The sequence below is a fragment of the Janthinobacterium lividum genome (assembly GCF_034424625.1).
Lineage (GTDB): Bacteria > Pseudomonadota > Gammaproteobacteria > Burkholderiales > Burkholderiaceae_D > Janthinobacterium > Janthinobacterium lividum.
Window position 1 is genome coordinate 2,709,344 of record NZ_CP139976.1, and the last position, 19,214, is coordinate 2,728,557.

13 protein-coding genes are annotated in these 19,214 nt (G+C 67.3%); 10 read left to right on the top strand and 3 right to left on the bottom strand.

Translation table 11 applies throughout. The annotated features are described in order from the left end of the window. Nucleotides 1-8 precede the first annotated feature (8 nt). From mmsB to U0004_RS12405, 6 genes are all read left to right on the top strand, one after another. Nucleotides 9-902 carry a 3-hydroxyisobutyrate dehydrogenase gene (gene mmsB, locus U0004_RS12380; protein WP_070258940.1) on the top strand — a complete coding sequence of 298 codons (894 nt, stop codon included), beginning with the start codon at nucleotides 9-11 and terminating at the stop codon, nucleotides 900-902. 212 nt (nucleotides 903-1,114) lie between these two features. After that, on the top strand, nucleotides 1,115-4,855 hold the full coding sequence (locus U0004_RS12385; RefSeq protein ID WP_115057463.1) for a DUF4132 domain-containing protein: 3,741 nt from the start codon (nucleotides 1,115-1,117) through the stop codon (nucleotides 4,853-4,855). A gap of 14 nt (nucleotides 4,856-4,869) precedes the next feature. Beyond that, nucleotides 4,870-5,976: an AAA family ATPase gene (locus U0004_RS12390; RefSeq protein ID WP_070253674.1), complete on the top strand. Its 1,107-nt coding sequence runs from the start codon at nucleotides 4,870-4,872 to the stop codon at nucleotides 5,974-5,976. Continuing rightward, on the top strand, nucleotides 5,967-8,438 hold the full coding sequence (locus U0004_RS12395) for a DUF5682 family protein (protein ID WP_070253673.1): 2,472 nt from the start codon (nucleotides 5,967-5,969) through the stop codon (nucleotides 8,436-8,438). Before U0004_RS12390 ends, U0004_RS12395 begins: the two co-directional genes overlap by 10 nt. Next, the gene (locus U0004_RS12400; RefSeq protein ID WP_070253672.1) at nucleotides 8,431-9,564 is read left to right on the top strand and encodes a VWA domain-containing protein; all 1,134 of its coding nucleotides are present in this window, start codon (nucleotides 8,431-8,433) and stop codon (nucleotides 9,562-9,564) included. The genes U0004_RS12395 and U0004_RS12400 overlap by 8 nt, the downstream gene beginning before the upstream one ends. Then, a complete protein-coding gene (locus U0004_RS12405) occupies nucleotides 9,561-11,567 on the top strand; it encodes an SWIM zinc finger family protein (protein ID WP_070253671.1) in 2,007 nt (668 codons plus the stop codon). Before U0004_RS12400 ends, U0004_RS12405 begins: the two co-directional genes overlap by 4 nt. A 12-nt stretch (nucleotides 11,568-11,579) precedes the next feature. Here the strand turns inward: U0004_RS12405 and U0004_RS12410 are convergent, their stop codons facing one another. Continuing rightward, nucleotides 11,580-11,969, bottom strand: a complete 390-nt coding sequence (locus U0004_RS12410) for a DUF1090 family protein (protein WP_070253670.1) — start codon at nucleotides 11,967-11,969, stop codon at nucleotides 11,580-11,582. A gap of 134 nt (nucleotides 11,970-12,103) precedes the next feature. Between U0004_RS12410 and U0004_RS12415 the strand changes: the two genes are divergently transcribed. From U0004_RS12415 to U0004_RS12430, 4 genes are all read left to right on the top strand, one after another. Beyond that, nucleotides 12,104-12,946, top strand: a complete 843-nt coding sequence (locus tag U0004_RS12415) for a tetratricopeptide repeat protein (protein ID WP_070253669.1) — start codon at nucleotides 12,104-12,106, stop codon at nucleotides 12,944-12,946. After that, entirely contained in the window at nucleotides 12,943-13,944 is a 1,002-nt protein-coding gene (locus U0004_RS12420; protein ID WP_081345413.1) for a tetratricopeptide repeat protein, read from the top strand. Before U0004_RS12415 ends, U0004_RS12420 begins: the two co-directional genes overlap by 4 nt. 68 nt (nucleotides 13,945-14,012) lie before the next feature. Beyond that, nucleotides 14,013-15,227 carry an AGE family epimerase/isomerase gene (locus U0004_RS12425; RefSeq protein ID WP_070253667.1) on the top strand — a complete coding sequence of 405 codons (1,215 nt, stop codon included), beginning with the start codon at nucleotides 14,013-14,015 and terminating at the stop codon, nucleotides 15,225-15,227. Next, nucleotides 15,224-16,156, top strand: a complete 933-nt coding sequence (locus U0004_RS12430) for a carbohydrate kinase family protein (RefSeq protein WP_070253666.1) — start codon at nucleotides 15,224-15,226, stop codon at nucleotides 16,154-16,156. Before U0004_RS12425 ends, U0004_RS12430 begins: the two co-directional genes overlap by 4 nt. A gap of 29 nt (nucleotides 16,157-16,185) precedes the next feature. Here U0004_RS12430 and U0004_RS12435 read toward each other — a convergent pair whose 3' ends face one another. Further along, nucleotides 16,186-17,265 carry a LacI family DNA-binding transcriptional regulator gene (locus U0004_RS12435; RefSeq protein WP_071653605.1) on the bottom strand — a complete coding sequence of 360 codons (1,080 nt, stop codon included), beginning with the start codon at nucleotides 17,263-17,265 and terminating at the stop codon, nucleotides 16,186-16,188. Continuing rightward, nucleotides 17,249-19,162: a glucokinase gene (locus U0004_RS12440; RefSeq protein ID WP_070253665.1), complete on the bottom strand. Its 1,914-nt coding sequence runs from the start codon at nucleotides 19,160-19,162 to the stop codon at nucleotides 17,249-17,251. The genes U0004_RS12435 and U0004_RS12440 overlap by 17 nt, the downstream gene beginning before the upstream one ends. Nucleotides 19,163-19,214: the final 52 nt, after the last annotated feature.

Consider the following 19,214-nt stretch of genomic DNA (forward strand, 5'->3'; position numbering starts at 1 on the left):
GGAAGGCCATGGGCACCAATATCGTTTTCATCGGCCTGGGCAACATGGGCTTGCCCATGGCGCAGAACCTCGTGCGGGCCGGCCATGCGGTGACGGGCTTCGACTTGCTGCCGGCCAGCGTGCGGCAGTTTGCCGACGGCGGCGGCCTCGTGTCCGATGACCAGGCGGCGGCGATCGGCCAGGCCGACATCGTCATCACCATGCTGCCGGCCAGCCGCCACGTGCTGGGGGCCTACCTTGGGGACGCGGGTATTTTGGCGCAGGCGCGGCCCGGCACCCTGCTGATCGACTGTTCGACGATTTCCACCGAGGCGGCGCGCCAGGTGGGCCGCGCGGCGCAGGAGAAGGGCATGCCGATGCTGGACGCGCCCGTGTCGGGCGGTACGGCGGGCGCCACCAACGGCACCCTGACTTTCATGGTGGGCGGCGAAGAATCCGCGCTGGCGGCGGCGCGGCCCTACCTGGACGTCATGGGCAAGGCCATCTTTCACGCGGGCGGCTCCGGTTGCGGCCAGACGGTCAAGATCTGCAACAACATGCTGCTGGGGATACTCATGATCGGCACCAGCGAAGCCATACGCCTGGGCGTGGCCAATGGCCTCGATCCCAAGGTGGTGTCCGACGTGATGGCGAAAAGCTCGGGCCGCAACTGGACCCTGGACGTCTACAACCCGTGTCCGGGCGTGGCCGAGAATGTGCCCGCGTCGCGCGGCTACACGGGCGGCTTTGGCGTCGACCTGATGCTGAAAGACCTGGGGCTGGCCGTGGAAAGCGCCGAGGCGGCGGGCGCCAGCGTGCCGCTGGGCGCGCTGGCGCGCACGCTGTACGACATGCATAGCAAGGCTGGATCGGGCGGGCTCGATTTCTCCAGCATCTACCGGTTGCAGGATCCGCCGGCATAAGGCAGCTATTGTGGCGATGGCGCTCCTGCGGGAGCGCTTTTTTTTTGATGCTCGTCATCCAAACGTGCATGCTGTCAGGAGGATAAGAATATACAATCAGCAACTTGATTGGATGCAAGTTTGATGCAAGATGAATGCTGCGGATCTGGACGCTGATTGCGAAAAAACATGCCCGGCAAGGGCCTTGATGAACAGGAAAGACGAATCACCCGATGTTTAAAAAAATACTGGAATTGGCGCAGGGCGTAGTGGGCCTGGATGAGCACGCGCAATTGAAAAAGGGCTTGCGCGGCCTGGCGCAGATATCGCCTGCGCTGTGGGAGCGCGCCTGCGAGTTCGTTTGCGAAGGGCGTCAGGAAGGCGTGCTGCTCGATGTGCAGGCGGCGGCGCCGCGCGGCGGCACCTTGCTGGGCAAGCCAGGGCGCCTGTACTCGCATTTTTATACCCATAACATGCCTAACAAGGATGCGGCACTGGCCAATGAAAGCCTGCGCCACCGGCACCAGTTCTATGCCCAGTCCGATGCGGCGACGCTGGACGTGGCGCTGCTGGTCCGCTTGGGCAAGCTGCTGCAGGCGGCCGACGGGGGCGACTCGCTGGAGCGCACCGGCGCCGCGGTGCCGCAGTGGCTCGACTACCTGGTCAGCGATGCGCTGTTCGCCAGTTTTTCCGAGACCCGCGCGCAAGCGACCACGGTCAACCGGCGCGGCTGGGACGTGCTGCTGCTGGCGCGCCTGCTGGCCGCCGATGGCGAGGCGGAAGAGGGCGCGCTGCAACTGGTGTTCGAGCGGCGCGAATTGAACGAATACGTGCGCGACAACTGCCTGCAGCGCCTGTTGGCGCCCGGCGCGCTCGACGCTTACATGCTCGCGCATGCGGCGCTGGTGGAGCACCTGCCGGCATTACTGTCGGCCAGCGGCAAGGCGCAGCTGGCCAGACGCCTGGGGGCCTCGCCCGCGCTGGCCGACACTTTTGCCGCCGTCCTGGTGCGCCTGGCCGTCGATGGCGGCAAGAGCGTGCGCACCGAAGCGGCGCCCCATCTGGCAGCCATTCCCGAGGAGCGCAGAGCCACCTTGCTGCAGCAGTGCCTGTTGACGGGCAAGACGGAAGAGCGGGTGCAGGCGGCCGAGCTGTTGGGCCGCAGTCTGGGGCCGCAGCAGGGGGCGCTGCTGGAACAGGCTCTGGCGCAGGAGACGAGCAAGCCGGTGCAGGCGGCCATCCGCAACGCCTTGTCGTGGCTGGACGCGGCCAGCGAGGCCGGCGCGGCGGACTTGCCGCTGCCGCCGCTGCCGCCCGCGCCACCGGTGGCGCGCCTGGGCGACGCTGCGCTGCAACTGCTGCAGGCCAATCATGCGGCGCTGCTGGAAAAGTACCGCGCCGAAGCACGGCAGGAGCGCGAAGACAACCAGCACGCCGAGCACAAGTACGAATGGAAGCAGGAGCGCCTGAAGCGCTATGAGACGATCAAGCCGGGCTGGCTGGAAGCGGCCATACGCGTGTTCAATGGCGAGGCAGCGAAGAGCGACGCGCAGTCCCTGCAAAACAACCTAGTGCGCGAACCGATCGAACTGCAGGGCAAGCTGGCCGCCTTGCCGGACTTTGGCGTGGCGCACATGGCGCGCTGGCTGCTGGCCACGCGGCGCAATATTTTCCATTTCTGGCACGATGAATTTTTCCAGCAATGGCTGGCGTACCAGGACCTGTCGACTTTCGACTTGCGCCTGCTGGCGCGCGCCATGCGCGAAGCCGGCGACGAGCAGGACAGCGTGGCCATGGCCTGCATGGCCAGCAATTGGTGGGGCGCCAAGCCGCAGCAGGTGCTGGCGGCGGACATGGTATGGCCGCTGTTCGCGGAACGGCCCGAACTGATCGACCAGGGTCTGGGCTTGCGTGCCGCCGAAAGGCGCCGGGGCGTGGCGCCCGAGCTGGGTCCCACCCTGGAAATATTGGCCACCTTCCCGGTGCTGCCGGTGCAATGGCTGCCGCGCGTGATGGAGATCGCGCTGGGCGAAGGCAAGCAGCACCGTGCCAGCGCGCAGCAGGTGCTGTCCAGCTTGCCCGACATCGGCAAGCGCGTGGCCGAGGCGCTGGGATCGGGCAAGCAGGACATGCGCATCGGCGCGGCGCGCTGGCTGACCGACCTCGACTACCGCGCCGCCATCCCGGCGCTGTACCAGGCGCTGGACAAGGAGGCGCGCGAAACCGTGATCGCCGCGCTGCTGACGGCGCTGGAAAAACTGGGCGAGGACCTGAGCCCGCGCCTGTCGCCCGAGATTCTGCTGGCCGCGGCGCGCAAGGGCTTGAAGGGCAAGGCGCCCGTCGGCCTGGCCTGGTTCGTCTTCGAGGCGCTGCCCGCCTGCCGCTGGCAGGACGGTACGCCGGTCGATGCCGACATCATCCGCTGGTGGGTGGTACTGGCCTGTAAATTGAAGGAGCCGGGCGGCAATGCCCTGCTGCTGCGCTATCTGGGCCTGCTTGACGAGGCAGGCCGCGCCGCCTTGGGCGAGACGGTGCTGCGCCTGTTTATCAACGAGGATTTGCGCGGCCCGAGCCTGGAAGTGGCGACCGCCGAAGCGCAGGCGCGTGCGCCGCAGGCCTATCAGAGTTACCAGGACCACGCCAGGCGCTATCCCCAGCATTATGCCGCCGAGGGCAAGATGACCCTGGAGCAGGTATTCGACCAGATCCGCCGCAACAAGATGGCCGAGTACCTGGGCAGCGCCATCGGCGAGAAGGGCATCCTGGCGCTGGCCGCCCACACGCCAGGCCATGTGGCAATCAGCCTGCTGCAAGCGTATATGCGCGACCATTACCCGCGCCGCGCGCAGATCGAAGCGATGCTCGACGGCCTGGCCGACGGCTACGACGCGGCCGTGATCCAGTTATTGCTGGGGATCGCGCGGCGCTACCGCACCGCTTCGGTGCAGGAAAAGGCGCGCCTGCTGGTCGAGCGCATCGCGCAGGGCAAGGGCTGGAGCCACGACCAGCTGGGCGACCGCACCATCCCGACGGGCGGCTTTGACGATAGCGGACGGCTCGACCTGTCGTATGGCGCGCGGGTCTTCCATGTGACCCTGGATGGCGCCATGAAACCGCGCCTGCACAACCCTGACGGCAAGGAGATAAAGGCCTTGCCCGAGCCGCGCCAGGACGAATCGCCCGAACTGGCCAAGGAAGCCAAACAGCAGCTAGCCATCTGCAAGAAAGAACTCAAGCAAGTCATCGCCATGCAGACGGCACGCCTGTACGAAGCCATGTGCGGGGGACGTGTCTGGCCGGCGCAGGAGTGGCGCGACTACCTGCTTGGCCACCCGATCGCGGGCCGCCTGGTGCAGGCGCTGGTGTGGATACGGGAAGATGACGCAGGCAGTACCCTGCTGCGCCCCAGCGACGACGGCAGCCTGCTGGACGCGGACGACGAGGAAGTCGCCCTGAACGAAGGCAGCCGGCTGCGCCTGGCGCACGCCTCGCTGCTGGATGCGCCGCAGATCGCCGCCTGGCAGCGCCATTTCAAGGATTACAAGGTCAAGCCCCTGTTCGAGCAGCTGGCGCACCAGTTGCCCGATGCCTCGCTGATGGCGGGCCGGCACATCGCGGACCGCGAAGGCTGGGTGGGCGACACCTTCGGCCTGCGCGGCGCGTTCGGCAAGCACGGCTATCAGCGCGGCCAGGCCGAGGATGGCGGCGTCTTCACCGAATATCACAAGGATTTCATCAGCGCCGGCCTGCGCGCCGTGATCGAATTTTCCGGCAGCAGCCTGCCCGAGGAACTGATGGCCGCGGCCCTGAAAACGCTGCAGTTCTATCCCTTGCCGCGCTCCTGGCGCGACGAGGCGGTGCCGCTGGCCGACGTGCCGTCCGTGCTGCTGGCCGAAACCTATGCCGATTATCTGGCGGTGTCGAAGGCGTGCGGCGGCTATGATGCGCAGTGGGAAAGTAAAATGCCGTGGTAAGCAAAGAGAGCACAATGATGACGGAACAACATGATGATAGCCAGGTGGTGCGCCGCAGCGCCGAACAGCGCTACGCCGGCGAGCTGGGACGCCTGAAAGCGGCCGATACCGAGCCGCGCCCGGAGGGCTGGCAGCTGTCGCCGCGCGCGGTGCGCCGCTTCATCCTGGGCGACGCGGCGCTGCAAGTGAGCCGCAAATTCTATGGCGACGATCCGCTGGTCGACCGCGCCATCGTCACCCTGATGGGCCATCAGGGGCTGATGCTGGTGGGCGAACCGGGTACGGCCAAGTCGCTGCTGTCCGAATTGCTGGCGGCGGCCATCAGCGGCGACTCCGCGCTGGCGATCCAGGGCACGGCGGGCACCACCGAAGACCATATCAAGTATTCGTGGAACTACGCCTTGCTGCTGGCCGAAGGACCTAGCCGGCGCGCACTGGTGCCGTCGCCCTTGTTCCAGGCCATGGAAGCGGGCAAGCTGGTGCGCTTCGAGGAAATCACGCGCTGCGCGCCCGAGATGCAGGATGTGCTCATTTCACTGATGTCGGAAAAGCAGCTGATGATTCCGGAACTGGGCGGCGACGCGCGCGTACACGCGCGGCGCGGCTTCAATATCATCGCCAGCGCCAACTTGCGCGACCGCGGCGTGCATGAAATGTCGTCGGCGCTGAAACGCCGCTTCAACTTCGAAACCGTCAAGCCGATCCGCGACCATGGTTTCGAAGTCGAGCTGGTGATGCAGCAGCTGCAGCGCGAACTGGACGCCATCGGCGCCGCCGTCGTTGTCGGGCGTGACGTGGTCGAACTGCTGGTGACCACGTTCCAGGAACTGCGCGCCGGCCAGACCCGCGAAGGCACGGCCATCAAGACGCCGGAGGCGGTGATGTCGAGCGCCGAGGCGGTCAACCTGGTCTATGCGGCCTCGCTCGAGGCGCTGCATTTCGGCGACGGCACCTTGCGCCCGCGCGAACTGGCCAACCAGTTGCAAGGCGTGGTACTGAAGGACAACGCCGATGACCTCAAGCGCGTGCGCCATTATTTCGACACGGTGGTGCGCGAACGCGGTCGCCGCGACGATCTCTGGAAAAGCTTCGGCGACGCGGCGCGCAAGCTATGGCTGTAGTGCAGCCGGACTTGCCGGCCGGCGTGGCTGCCGCGCGCGCCAGGCTGTTCGAGCATGGCTTGTACTTCGCGCCGGTGCGCCACCATAGCCCGGCGTGCGCCCATGCATTGCAGGCCATGCTGCGCGAATTGCGCCCGGCCGCCGTGCTGATCGAGGGGCCGGAAGGCTTCACGGACATGCTGCCCCTGTTGCTGGACGAACGCACGCGACCGCCCGTGGCCCTGTTGTGCCAGACGCCGGCGGCAGGCGAAGAAGGGGCGCGCACGGTATCGGCGTTTTTCCCGTTTTGCGATTACAGTCCTGAGTGGGTGGCGCTGCGCGAGGGGGCGGCCGCGCAGGCGCAGCTGGCCTTCATCGACCTGCCGTGGCAGGCGCGCGCGGGCAGGGCAGATGCGCAGGACGATGCCGAGGCGCGCAGCCTGATGGCCGAGCGCTACCTGGCACACAGCACCTATCTGAATACCCTGGCCGCGCGCGCCGGCTGCCGCGACCAGGACGAACTATGGGATCACCTGTTCGAAGCGCGTTCGCGCGCCGCGCTGGCGGACTGGCGCAGCATGTTTGGCGACGTGTTTTCCTATTGTGCCATGGCCCGTCTCGATTACGAGCCGGCGGTGCTGGAAGCGGAGGGCAGCCTGCCGCGCGAACGCCACATGGCGGCGCATATTGCCCGCTGGCGCAAGCAGGTGGACGGCCCCGTGGTGGTGGTCACCGGCGGCTTTCATACCAGCGCGCTGATCGAACTGGTCGCCGCCGCTCCCGCCCACGCCGTGCCGGCCGCCGCCAGCCCCAGCTGGCTGATACGCTACAGCTTTGATCGGCTCGATGCACTGACTGGCTATGGCGCGGGCATGCCGGCGCCCGCCTATTACCAGGCCGTCTGGGACGCCCTGCAATCGCCGGCGGACGGCGATCATCAGCTTGCCGTCGCCGTGGACCAGTTGACCATGCTGGCAAGGCACAGCCGGGCGCGCGGCTTGCAGGAGCGTATTTCCACGGCGGAGGTACAGGCGGCCGTGCTGCAGGCGGCCAGGCTCGCCGTGTTGCGCGGCCATGCGGGGCCAGGCCGCCAGGATGTGCTTGACGCGATGGCTTCCTGTTTTGTCAAGGGCGCCATCGACGACGGCATGCAGGGCCTGTTCGACGATGTGCGGCGCCAGATGACGGGCAGCCGGCTGGGCGACGTGCCGCCGTCGGCCGGTTCGCCGCCGCTGGTGGTGGATGCGCGCCTGGCTGCGCATCGTCACGGCTTGCGGCTGGACGACGGCGACACGCGGCTGGCGCGGCTGGACCTGTACCGCAAGGACCGCCACCGCCGGCGCAGCCGGTTCATTCATCTGATGCAGTATCTCGATACGGGCCTGGCGCGCTGGCAGGGCGGCCCGGATTTCATGGCCGGCAGCCGGTTGGAACTGCTGTTCGAGGAATGGACGTATGCGTGGACGCCGCTGGTCGAAGCGCGCCTGATCGAGCTGTCCGCCGATGGCGCCACCCTGGCCGAGGTGGCGCTGGCGCGGCTGCTGCGCGAAGAGCAGGCGCTGGGCGCCGCGGGCCAGGCCCGTTCGGCCGGCAGCGCCGCCGCCCTGCTGGTGCGTGCCTGCGTGGTGGGATTGCATGAACGTCTACCCGGCCTGCTGGCGCTGTTGTCGCGCCATCTCGATGACGATGCCGATTTCTCCTCCGTCGTCGCCTGCGGCCATGCGCTGGTGACCCTGTGGCGCGCGCGCGAGCCGCTGGGTGTGCGCGAGCATCCTGGTGTGCTGGCGTTGATGCGGCGCGTCTGGCCGGCCGCGCTGTTCCTGCTGTCCGGTCTGGCCGATACGGGGATGGAAGGGGAAAGCGCGCAAGTGGGGCAGTTGCTGGCATTGCGCGAATTTGGCCGCGCCGCGCGCAGCGCCTTGCCTGCGCACGAGGCGGACCTGGCCTTCGAGGCCGGCGACCTGCACCAGCGCCTGCACGCCCTGACGGCGACGCGCCACTGCGCGCCCGGCATTTGCGGCGCCGCCGCCGCGCTGCTGTTCCTCGATGGCGCCTGGGGCGAACAGGATTTATCGCGTTTGCTGGAACAGCGCTTCGGCGCCGGCGCCACGCCGCAGGATGCCGTGCGCTTCCTGTCGGGCCTGATGGCCGCCGCGCCTGAATTGCTGCTGACGCAGCCGGGGTTGCGGCGCAGCTTCAACACCCTGGTCGGCAGCTGGGACGAGGCCAGTTTCATCCATTATCTGCCCGATTTGCGCTTGGCCTTCACGGGTTTGAAACCGCAGGAGACGAGCGACCTAGCCGAGGCGCTGGCGGTGCTGAACGGCGCCGCGCCGGACGCCTTGCAGGCTGAATTCCATTGCGACGTCAGCGAAGACGAGATGCTGGCCGGCGGCCGCCTGAACGCGGCGCTGGCCGCCTGCCTGGAGCGCGATGCGCTGTCCGGCTGGCTGGATATTTCAACGGAGAAGCCGCATGGCTGAGAATCTGGACAATCAGGCGTTGCTGCGCCGCTGGCGCCTGATACTGGGGCGCTACGCGCAGCCGCTGCAGGGCGCGGCCTGGTCTGACAATGATGGCCGGCTCGATGCCAGCCTCGATTACCTGTATGGCCGCGAGTATAAGCGCAAGGGCATGCTGCGCGCCGGCGGCGGTGGTTCGCTGGACCCCAGCCAGCTGCGTGCCATCGACTGGCTGGCGCAGGCGCGCAAGCTGTTTCCGCAGGATGTCTACGAGCGCGTGCAGGGCCACGCGATCGAGCGCTATGAACTGAGCGGCTTGCTGCGCGATCCGGCGGTGCTGGCCAGCCTGGAGCCGAACCAGGCGCTGGCGCGCGCCCTGATCGGCATGCGCGGGCGGCTCGGCGCGGACATGCACGACGCGGTGCGCGCGGTGATACGGCGCGTGGTCGAGGAAATCACCGAGCGCCTGCGCAAGGATTTCGTCAACGCGGTGGTGGGGCGGCGCAACCGCTTTCGCCGCACGCAGATGAAGAGCACGCAGAATTTCGACTGGCGCGCGACCATTGCCGCCAACCTGAAACACTACGATATGGCCAGCCGCCGACTGCTCATTGCGCATCCCATCTTCAATGCGCGCGTCAAGCGCAGCCTGCCGTGGGACGTCATCCTGTGCGTCGACCAGAGCGCTTCGATGATGGATTCGGTGATCTATGCGGCGGTGGTGGCCGGCATCCTGTCCGGCCTGCCGGCGGTCAACGTGCGGCTGGTGGTGTTCGACACCAGCGTGGTGGACTTGACGCACCTTGCCGCCGACCCGGTCGAGGTGCTGCTGACGGTGCAGCTGGGCGGCGGCACGAATATCGGCCGCGCGGTGCAGTACTGCGAGCAACTGGTGAGCAATCCGCAGCGCACGGTACTGGCCCTGATCAGCGATTTCGAGGAGGGCGCGCCGCCAGGGCCGTTGCTGGCGGCGCTCAGGCGCATGGCAGAGTCGCGCGTCACCCTGCTGGGCCTGGCCGCGCTCGACGAGCGCGCGCAGCCTGCGTATGACCACGGCATGGCGCAGCGCCTGGCGGATCAGGGCATGCACGTGGCGGCACTGACACCGCAGCACTTTGCCGAATGGCTGGCTGGGGTGATGGGATGAGCTGGCACGCCGTGTACCGCAGCTTTGACGACGACAGCCTGGCGACGCTGGCCAACGCTGGCCTGCTGCGCCGCGCCCTGAAAGATGTCGAGGCGGGCAAGGTGGGCTGGCAGGCTGACGCGGGAGGCGCCCTGGTCGCCGACGGCCAGCATGTGTCGCTCGATGCGGGGGGGCCGCAGGAGGGCCGTTGCGATTGCCCGGCGCCCGGCATCTGCAAGCATATCCTGGCCGCCGCCGTGTGGCTGCGCGAACTGCCGCAAGACAGCGCGCAGGACGGAGTGCCGGCCAGCGTGCAGGACGAAGTGCTGGCGCTCGACAGCGCCGCCGTGTGCAAGCAGGCTGGCAAGCCGGCGGTGCGCCAGGCGCTGGCCTGGCTGGCTGAAGGCGACCAGGCGGACATCACCATCGTCAATGCGCGACTGCAGATCGAGTTGCCCCTGTTGAAACTGGGCTGCAGCTATCTGCGCGGCGCCGGCGTCGAGGCCATGGTGTCCGATACGCCGGCCGCCATCCGCAAGGCGCTGCACCTGTATGCGCTGGCCTGTGTCTGGCGCAAGCATGGCCGCGAGTTTGCCTGGCCGACGGGCCTGACGATGGCGCCTGCCGACGCAGCGCCAGGGATGAGTACGTCCGAACTGGTGTTCGTGGCCCAGGTGCGGCGTTTGCTCGGTGAACTGTACGACAATGGCTTGTCGCATGCCAGCGCGATTGCCGCTGGCCAGTTGCGCGCGCTGACCATGTCGGCGCGCACTGAAAGCCTGCCCCGCCTTGCAGCCATGCTGCGTGGCCTCGGCGGTACGCTGGACCTGCTCGTGCGGCGCGACTGCCACGCCAGCGAACGTCAGGCATTTGACGAGATGGCGGCCATCTGCGCCTTGTGCGCGGCGCTCGAACACGCGTCTGGTGCGCTATTGCAGCGCTTGCGCGGGCAGGCGCGGCGCAGCTTTGATGCGGCCGGAGATGCGCCCCTGGACCTGCTGCCGCTGGGCGCGTATTGGTGGGAAACGCGCGGCGGCGCGCACGGTCTGACCTTGTCGTTCTGGCAGCATGCAGAGGAGGGCGAGGGACGGATCGTGCAGGCCGTGCTGGCGCGGCCCGACGCCAGCGACCGCTCGTTTACGCGCGAATCGGCATGGGATGCGAGCAGCCTGTGGCAGGGCGCTGGCAGCGCCCGGCATATTTGTGAGGCGGGCTTACAGTTGGCAGGCGCGTCCTGGGCCGAGGATGGGCGCCTGGCTATGGACAGCCAGGTGCGCGCCAGTGCGGCGCCACTGTGGGCGCTCGACGATGCGCGCTGGCAGCGCCTGGGTTTTGACGACTGGACGGCACTGGCTGCCTTCATGAGTGACAGCGTCGGTTTGGCGCCGGATCCCATCGATTGCGTGGTGCTGCGTCCGGCGGCCGTGGCGCGGCCGCAGCTTGACGAAGTAGGTCAGCGGCTCGATTGGCAGGTGTTCGATGCCTGCGGCACCGTTCTGGACTTGCAGATACCGGCAGTGCCGACCCTGCGTCCGCGCATCGCCCGGCTGCAGGCGGCCGTGGCGGATGGCGCCGATATCCGGGCCGTGCTGGCCAGCCGCGCGCGCGACGACTCAGGTGGCTGGCAACCGGTGACGCTGCTCATCGCCAAGAATGGCAAGCTGCGCGTGGTATCGCTCGATTTCGAGATCGATGCGGGCAAGCTGCCGTCGGCGCTGGCGCGCTTTTTCAAGAGCCTTGGAGGCACCAGTCTGGCGCCGTCCATGCCGCAGCAAGCCTCGGCGGCATCGCGGGTGCTGGTCCAGGTGCTCGACCTTCTCGCACTGCAGGCGCGTAGCGGACGCCCACGACTGGAAGCCGAACTGGCCGGCGAACTGGCGCAGCATGGCGCCACCTTGCGTGCGCTGGGCCTGGACTTGCCGGCCGGCCTGCTGGCGGCCTACGTCAGCGCGCCGCGCGCACCTGAAGCCTTGCGCCTGGCATATGTCTGCACGACGTGCATCGCGCTGGAGGCGGCAGGGTAGTCGCGGCTTTGGTCAGGGTTGTTGCGCCTGCAGGGCCGTCAACTCGGCCCTGGCTTTTTCCAGCTTGCCTTCCAGCTTGGCGATCTTCTTCGGTTCCTTGTTGGCTTCCTGGGCCAGGCGCAGCGAACGCTCCGTCTGGTTCACCTTCGCCTGCGCCTTGACGATCTTCTTGTTGTGGCGTTCGACCAGGGTACTGTCGCGGCAGTGGGCGTTGACTTCGTCGAGCGCGCGCGTGAGGCCCGCGACCTTGTCGGACAGGCCCTGTTCCTGCGCCTGGCGCAATTCGCTGCGGATGCTTTCGCGCTTGGCGGCGCAGCCGGCCAGCTGGGTGTCGGCGGCGCTGGCGCCCACGGAGGCTGCGGCGAGCAGCAGGGTCAAGGCGGTTGTGGCGAGGCGGTTCATGGCGTTCCTGTGTAAGTGGTGGGCTCGTGCAATGTAAGCCTGCCGGCTTGCCCTGTCAAACTTCTTGTGCAGTGCGCGCCTGTCTGGCATGGCATCGGCTACCATGCGTGTTTTCTTCTTTCCGACACCGCCGCATGCCCAAGAAATTCCTCTTGCTGATTCCTTTCCTGCTGCCGTTGCCGCTCCTGGCCCAGACCTCGCCCACCTTGCTCGACCTGCAGCTGCTCGCCATCAAGGCGAGGGCTGATGCGGCTAGCCATAGCCCGGAAAGCATCGCCGAGTTTGAGCAGGCACGGCGCGCGGCCGAAGCGGGCGACGTGGAGGCGCAGCTGGACCTGGCGCGCATGCTGCAGCTGGGCGTCGGCACGCCGCAAGATACGGCGCAGTCGATGGCCTGGATACGCAAGTCGGCCGAAGGCGGCTATGCGCCGGCACAGTCGGCTTTGGGGGTGGCCTATACCTTGGGCGGCAAGGTGCCCATCGACCGCGTGCATGGCGAATACTGGCTGCGCAAGGGCGCGGCGCAGGGCAATGCAGAGGCGCAAACCATCCTGGCGCTGGAATTCATCGATGGCGACAGCAGCGCCGAAGAGCAGGCGCTGGCCATCCAATGGCTGAAGAAGGCCGCACTCGAAGAACACTTTACTCCTGCCTATAACGCGCTCGGTGAGCACCTGATGCGCACAGCCGCCGACGAGCAGGATCGCGGCGAGGCTTTCCACTGGTATGACAGATCGGCGCGTGAAAAGGAGCCGGCCGGCATGCGCAACCTGGCCCGCGCGCACGAGCTGGGCCTGGGCGTGGCGCAGTCGGACAAGTGGGCCTTGGTCTGGTACGAGCGGGCGGGGTGGAGCGGCGACGTGCCCGCCATGCGGCGCATGATCGAGGTGTATGTCAAAGGCGAACTGGGACAGGCTGCGAATGCCGAAGACGCGGCCGAGTGGCGCGGCAAGCTGGCCGAGAAGGAAAAGAAATGAGAACCATGCTGTTTGTATTGAGCCTGGCCCTGGCGCAGCCCGTGCTGGCGCAGCCGGCGTCCACCAAGGAACCGCGTCAGCATCCGGCGCTGGCCGAATTCGATATGTCCGGCCTCGACGACATGCGCGCAAGGGTGCGGGCCGTGATCGACCGTCCCGCCGACCTGTCGCCGGACAAGGTGGCAGCCTTCGGGAAGGCGCGCCTGGCTGCGGAAGGGGGAGACACGGCCGCCCAGCTGGAGCTGGCGCAGATGCTGCACGGCGGCGAAGGCACGCCGCGCGACTATGACGCCGGCCTGGCGTGGATGCGGAAATCGGCCGAAGGCGGCTATGGTCCGGCGCAGGCTTTCCTCGGCGTGGCCTACACGCTGGGGCAGGGCATGGCCATCGACCGCAAGCTGGGCGAATACTGGTCGCGCAAGGGCGCCGCGCAAGGCGTGGAGCTGGCCAACTTCACGCTGGCCATGCACTTTGAAAATATCCACAGCAGCCCGGCAGAACAGGCGCATGCGCTGCACTGGCTGAAGTTCTATGCCGAAAACGGCTTTATCTATGCCTACAATGAAATCGGCTACCGCCTGATGATGACGGCCAGGGACGAGGCGCAGCGCAAGGAAGCGTTCACCTGGTACATGAAGGCGGCCAAGGCGCTTGACCCGCCCGGCTTGAACAATGTCGCGTACTCGTATGAAGTGGGGCAGGGCGTGCCGCAGAGCGACGAGGCGGCCCTGGGCTGGTATGAAATGGCCGCCATCGCCAAAAGTCCGCCGGGGCAGACGGGTTTTGCGCGGCTGCTGGAACAGGGCCGTGGCGGCCCCACCCGGCAAGGGCCGGCGCCCAAGCCTTTCGCGCTGTACCTGCTGGCGGCGAAGCAGGGCGACGCGGAAGCCATCGAACGGCTGGTCAAGGTGTACGATAAGGGCGAGCTGGAACAGGCGGCCGACCCGGCGCAAGCGGCACTGTGGCGCGAAAAGCTCAGGCTGGCCAAGACTCCCTGAGCGGGCATGACGGAGTCAAGACGGCATGCTATCATCATTGTTATCGATAACAATATCATGAGAGACCCATGAATCCCGATTTCCGCTCCAAGGCGACGCTTGAAAAGCATATCCTGCACACGATGAATTTTTATCACCCGCGCGCTGTTGACCCGAGCGGCGGCTTCTATCACTTCTTCCTCGATGACGGCACGGTGTATGACGCCAGCACGCGCCATCTGGTCAGCAGCACGCGCTTCATCTTCAATTACGCCATGGCGTACCGCCGCTTCGGCGGCGACGATTACCAGGCGGCCCTGCGCCACGGCGTGGCCTTTTTGCGCGACGTGCACCGCGACCCGGCCACGGGCGGCTATGCCTGGCAACTGTCGTGGAAAGACGGCGTCAAAACGGTGGAAGACGGCGCCAACCACTGCTACGGCCTGGCCTTCGTGCTGCTGGCCTATGCCCACGCCTTGCAGGCGGGCGTGCCGGAAGCGCGCGCGTATCTGGACGAAACGTTTGAGCTGATGGAGCAGCGCTTCTGGCTGCCCGAACACGGCCTGTATGCGGACGTGGCCAGCGCCGACTGGTCCACCCTGGACGGCTACCGGGGCCAGAACGCCAACATGCACGCCTGCGAAGCCATGCTGGCAGCGTTCGAGGCGACGGGCGAAGCGAGATATCTGCACCGCGCCGAAACCCTGGCGCACAACATCACGGTCCGTCAGGCGGGTCTGGCGAACGGCATGATCTGGGAGCACTACACGCCCGACTGGTCGATCGACTGGGACTACAACCTGCACGACAAGAGCAATATCTTCCGTCCGTGGGGTTACCAGCCTGGCCACTTCACGGAATGGGCCAAGCTGCTGCTGATCATGGAGCGCCACAGCCGGTTCATGGCCGGCCCGTCCGACTGGCTGCTGCCGCGCGCGCGCGCGCTGTACGACATGGCCCTGGCCAAGGCATGGGATGGCGCGCATGGCGGCATCCACTACGGTTTCGGCCCGCAGGACGAGATCTGCGATGGCGACAAATATTTCTGGGTGCAGGCGGAAAGCTTCGCCGCCGCCGCCGTGCTGGCCGTGCGCACCGGGGACGAGGCCTACTGGCAAAGCTATGACAAGATCTGGGACTACAGCTGGACGCATTTCGTCGACCATGAACACGGCGCCTGGTACCGCATTCTGACGCCGGAAAACGGCAAGATCAGCAATGAGAAAAGCCCGGCCGGCAAGACCGATTACCACACCATGGGCGCCTGCTATGAAGTGCTGAACGTGATTGGCGGTGCCGCATGAGCGCCACCGCTTTTCCCTCTTTCCCGGCTTTTGTGTCGGCCGGCGAAGCGTTGACGGACATGCTGCGCACGGGCGCGGACTCCTGGAACAGCCAGGTGGGCGGCTCGACCTGGAACGTGGCGCGCGTGATGGCGCGCCTGGGCGTGCCCAGCGCCTTTGCGGGCGGCGTCAGCCTCGACGTCTTCGGCGACGCTCTGGCGCAGGCGACCGACGTGGCGGGCCTGGACATGCGGTTTTTGCAGCGCCATGCGAAGTCGCCGCTGCTGGCCATCGTGCATGAACTGCATCCGCCTACCTATTACTTCATCGGCGACGACAGCGCCGACCTGCATTTCGACGCGTCGCTCCTGCCGGCCGGCTGGATGCAGGGGGCGCAATGGGTGCATTTCGGCGGCATCAGCCTGGCGCGCGAACCGCTGGCGGGCAAGCTGGTGGCGCTGGCGCAGGAGCTCAAGGCGGCTGGCGTGAAGATCAGCTACGACCCGAACTTCCGCATCATGATGGATGAACGCTATGACGCCACCCTGCGCCGCATGACGCAGCTGGCCGACGTGATCAAGGTGTCCGATGAAGACCTGGCGGGCCTGTTCCGCCATGACGACATCGATGGCGCGTTTGCCATGCTGCGCAGCTGGAATCCGCAAGCCACGTATTTGTATACGCGCGGCGCGCAGGGTGCGGCGCTGTACCAGGGCGAACAGACATGGCAGGCGGCACCGCCCGTCATCGAGGTGGTCGATTCGGTGGGGGCGGGCGACGCCAGCATCGGCGGCTTGCTGTACAGCCTGATGTACCGGCCCGATGCCAACGGCGGCCAGCACTTGCGCTTTGCCGTCGCGGCGGGCGCGGGCGCCTGCCTGGCGGCTGGTGGCTCGCCGCCGTCCGTGGAACTGGTGGAATCGCTGGCGGCGCGCACGGTGCTGCGCTAGCAGTACCAGCCCGGCGGTAAATGCCGAGGTCAGACCCGGCGGGTCTGACTCCACGTAACGGGTCCCGTCGACGCCCGCTCCATCAAGGTAAACGCCATCAAATGATGCGTGGCGGTGGCCGGTTCCCCCGCGCGGCGCTGGCGGATTTCGTCGATGACGAGATTGACGGCGGCGCGCGCCATGTCGGCGATGGGCTGGTGGATGGTGGTCAGCTCGGGCCAGACGGTGGTGGCGACGGGCGTGTCGTCGAAGCCGCACACGCTCAATTCCGCCGGCACCTGCAAGCCCATGCCGTGCGCCACGGCCAGGGTGGCGGCGGCCATGTCGTCGTTGCTGGCGAAGATGGCGCTCGGGTGCGGTTTCTGCGCCAGCAGCCGGCGCGCCGCGTCGAGTCCCGAGCGATACGTAAAATAGCCTTGAGCGACCCTGTGCGGCGGCACCGGCAAGCCGGCTTCCCGCATGGCGTCCTCGAAGGCCTGGCGGCGCAGCAGGGCGGGCGTGTGCGCCGGATCGCCTTCGATGAAGCCGATGTCGCGGTGGCCCAGCGCGAGCAGGTGGCGCGTCATGGCCAGCGCGCCTTCGTAGTCGTCGATGCGCACGGCCGAGACGCCGGGCGAGGGGCGCGCCGTGGCCACGGCGATGGCCGGGATACCCATCCGGTTCAGTTGCGCCAGCACTTCCGGCGAATCGCACAGGGGCGGCGGCACGAGGATGCCATCCACGCCGGCCGCCACCAGGCAATCGATGCCGGCGCGCTGGCTGTCCAGGTCTTCGCAGCGTTCCAGCAGCAACTGGCCGCCGCCCTGGCGGCATTGATCCATGGCGCCAACTAAAAATTCGCTGAGGAAGGCTGCGCTCGGATTGCTGTACAACAGGCCGATGCGCAGGGTGCCCGTGCGCGCCGCCCTGGCCGCCAGGTTGGGCTGATAGCGCAGGCTGGCGATCGCCGCCTCGACCTTGTCGCGCGTGGCCGCGCTGACGCTGCTGCGTCCATTGATCACGCGCGATACCGTCATGGCCGATACGCCGGCCACGCGCGCCACGTCATGCACGGTGGCGCCGTTGGCGGCATCAGGGGCGGCGTGCGCCGCCTTATTCGAGGTGGCCACCGAATTTCAGCTTGCCGCTGATGCGCATGCCGTGCAATTGGCCTTCTTCCAGTTCGGCGGCGCTGGTGCGCTGCGCCGTGTCGCGCCGCGCCAGTCCCACGGACAGGATATCGAGCATCATCAGCTGCAGCAGGCGCACGATCATGGGCACGAAATTGAGATTGCCTTCAGGGTGGTTCAAGGTCAGCAGCACGTCGGCCAGCTTGGCCAGCGGCGAACCGCTGGCCGTGATCGCCAGCACGCGCGCGCCGCAGCCCTGCGCCACCTTGACGGTGCGCAGCAGGTCGGGCAGGGCGCCCGAGCGGGAAATGACCAGCGCCACGTCGCCCGGTTTCAGCATGGCGGCGCTCATTTCCTGCGCCTGCGGATCGGCAAAGAAGCTGCTGACGATGCCCAGGTTGAGCAGCTTGTGCTGCATGTCGTCGGCCACCACGCGGGCGCTGCCCACTGCCAGCAATTCCACGCGCTGTGCGCCGCGCAGCAGCTCGATGGCGGCCGTCAGCGCCTTCACGTCGAGCATGTCGCGCATGGCCAGCGCGGCCGAGGCGTTATTGCCCAACACCTTGCGCGCCAGTTCGGCGTCGGAGTCCGAGATCTCCACGTGGCAGTGGGCTACCGTAATGGCGCCGCCCGTCAGGCCGGACGCCAGCTTCAATTTGAAGTCGGCCAGGCCCTGCACGCCGATCGAGCGGCAAAAGCGCATCACGGTCGGCTGGCTCACGCCGACCCTCTGGGCGATTTCCGCGATCGGCAGGGTCAGCATGGCGTTCGGCTCCTTCAGCACCCAGTCGGCCACCTTGCATTCCGAGGGGCTCATGCGCCCGCGCGCCTGGCGCACGGATTCGAGCACGGGCGCGCCGGAATGGGCGCGCTTGAGCTTTTGCGCCAGGATGGCGGCGATACCGAGGAACGTCGGCAGTTCGGCCGTGATCAGAAAGGTGGGGATCTGCGCCAGGTAGTCGTTCAGGCGGCCCTTTTGCTCGAAGCGGGCGCGGAACTGCGACTGCTCGAACAGGGGGCCCAGGCGCGGCACGATGCCCCCGCCTATATAGATGCCGCCCAGCGCGCCCAGGGTCATGGCCACGTTGCCGGCGATGGAGCCGAGGATGGCGCAGAAACAGTCCACCGCTTCAAGGCACACTTCGCATTCATTGTTCAGGGCGCGGCTGGTGATTTCGGCTGCCAGCAGCGGCAGCGCGTCGGGCTTGCCGGCGCGTTCGGACAGGGCGCGGTAGATCAGTTCCAGCCCGCGCCCGGAGGCGAGGCGTTCGGCCGAGACGTGCGACAGTTCGCGCCAGGCGAAGGACAGCACGTCCATCTCGCGCTGGTCGCAGGGCGCGAAGCTGACGTGGCCCCCTTCGCTGCCCAGCGCGATCCAGCGGTCTTCCGCGGGGATCATGCCCGACACGCCCAGGCCCGTACCCGAACCGAGCAGGCCGATGACGCTGTCGGCGCGCGCCATGCCGCCGCCGATCTGCAGGCGCTGGTCGGGCCGCAGATAGGGCAGGGCCATGGCCAGCGCCGTGAAGTCATTCACCACCAGCAGGGTGTCGAGGCCCAGCGTGGCGCGCATGGCCTCGATCGAGAAGAACCAGTGATGGTTCATCATGCGGATAGTGTCGTCGTCGATGGGATTGGCGATGGCGATGGCCGCATGGCGCACGCGGGCCGAACCGGCGGCGCGCGCCTCGCTGCTATCCATATACGCGGTGATGGCGTCGAGCAGCGAAGCGTAGTCGTCGCAGGGCAGCACGGCCACCGCTTCCAGGTGGCCCTGGCGCGTCTCAAGCACGAAACGGGCATTGGTGCCGCCGATGTCGGCCAGCAGGCGCGGCCCTTCACTGAATCGCTCCGCCGGATCGCTGCCTGCTACTTCCATTTTTTCATCAATTTTCATGGCGGTGCCTAGTCTCGTTTGCGTGCGCTGTCATGGCGGCGCACTGTCGTTA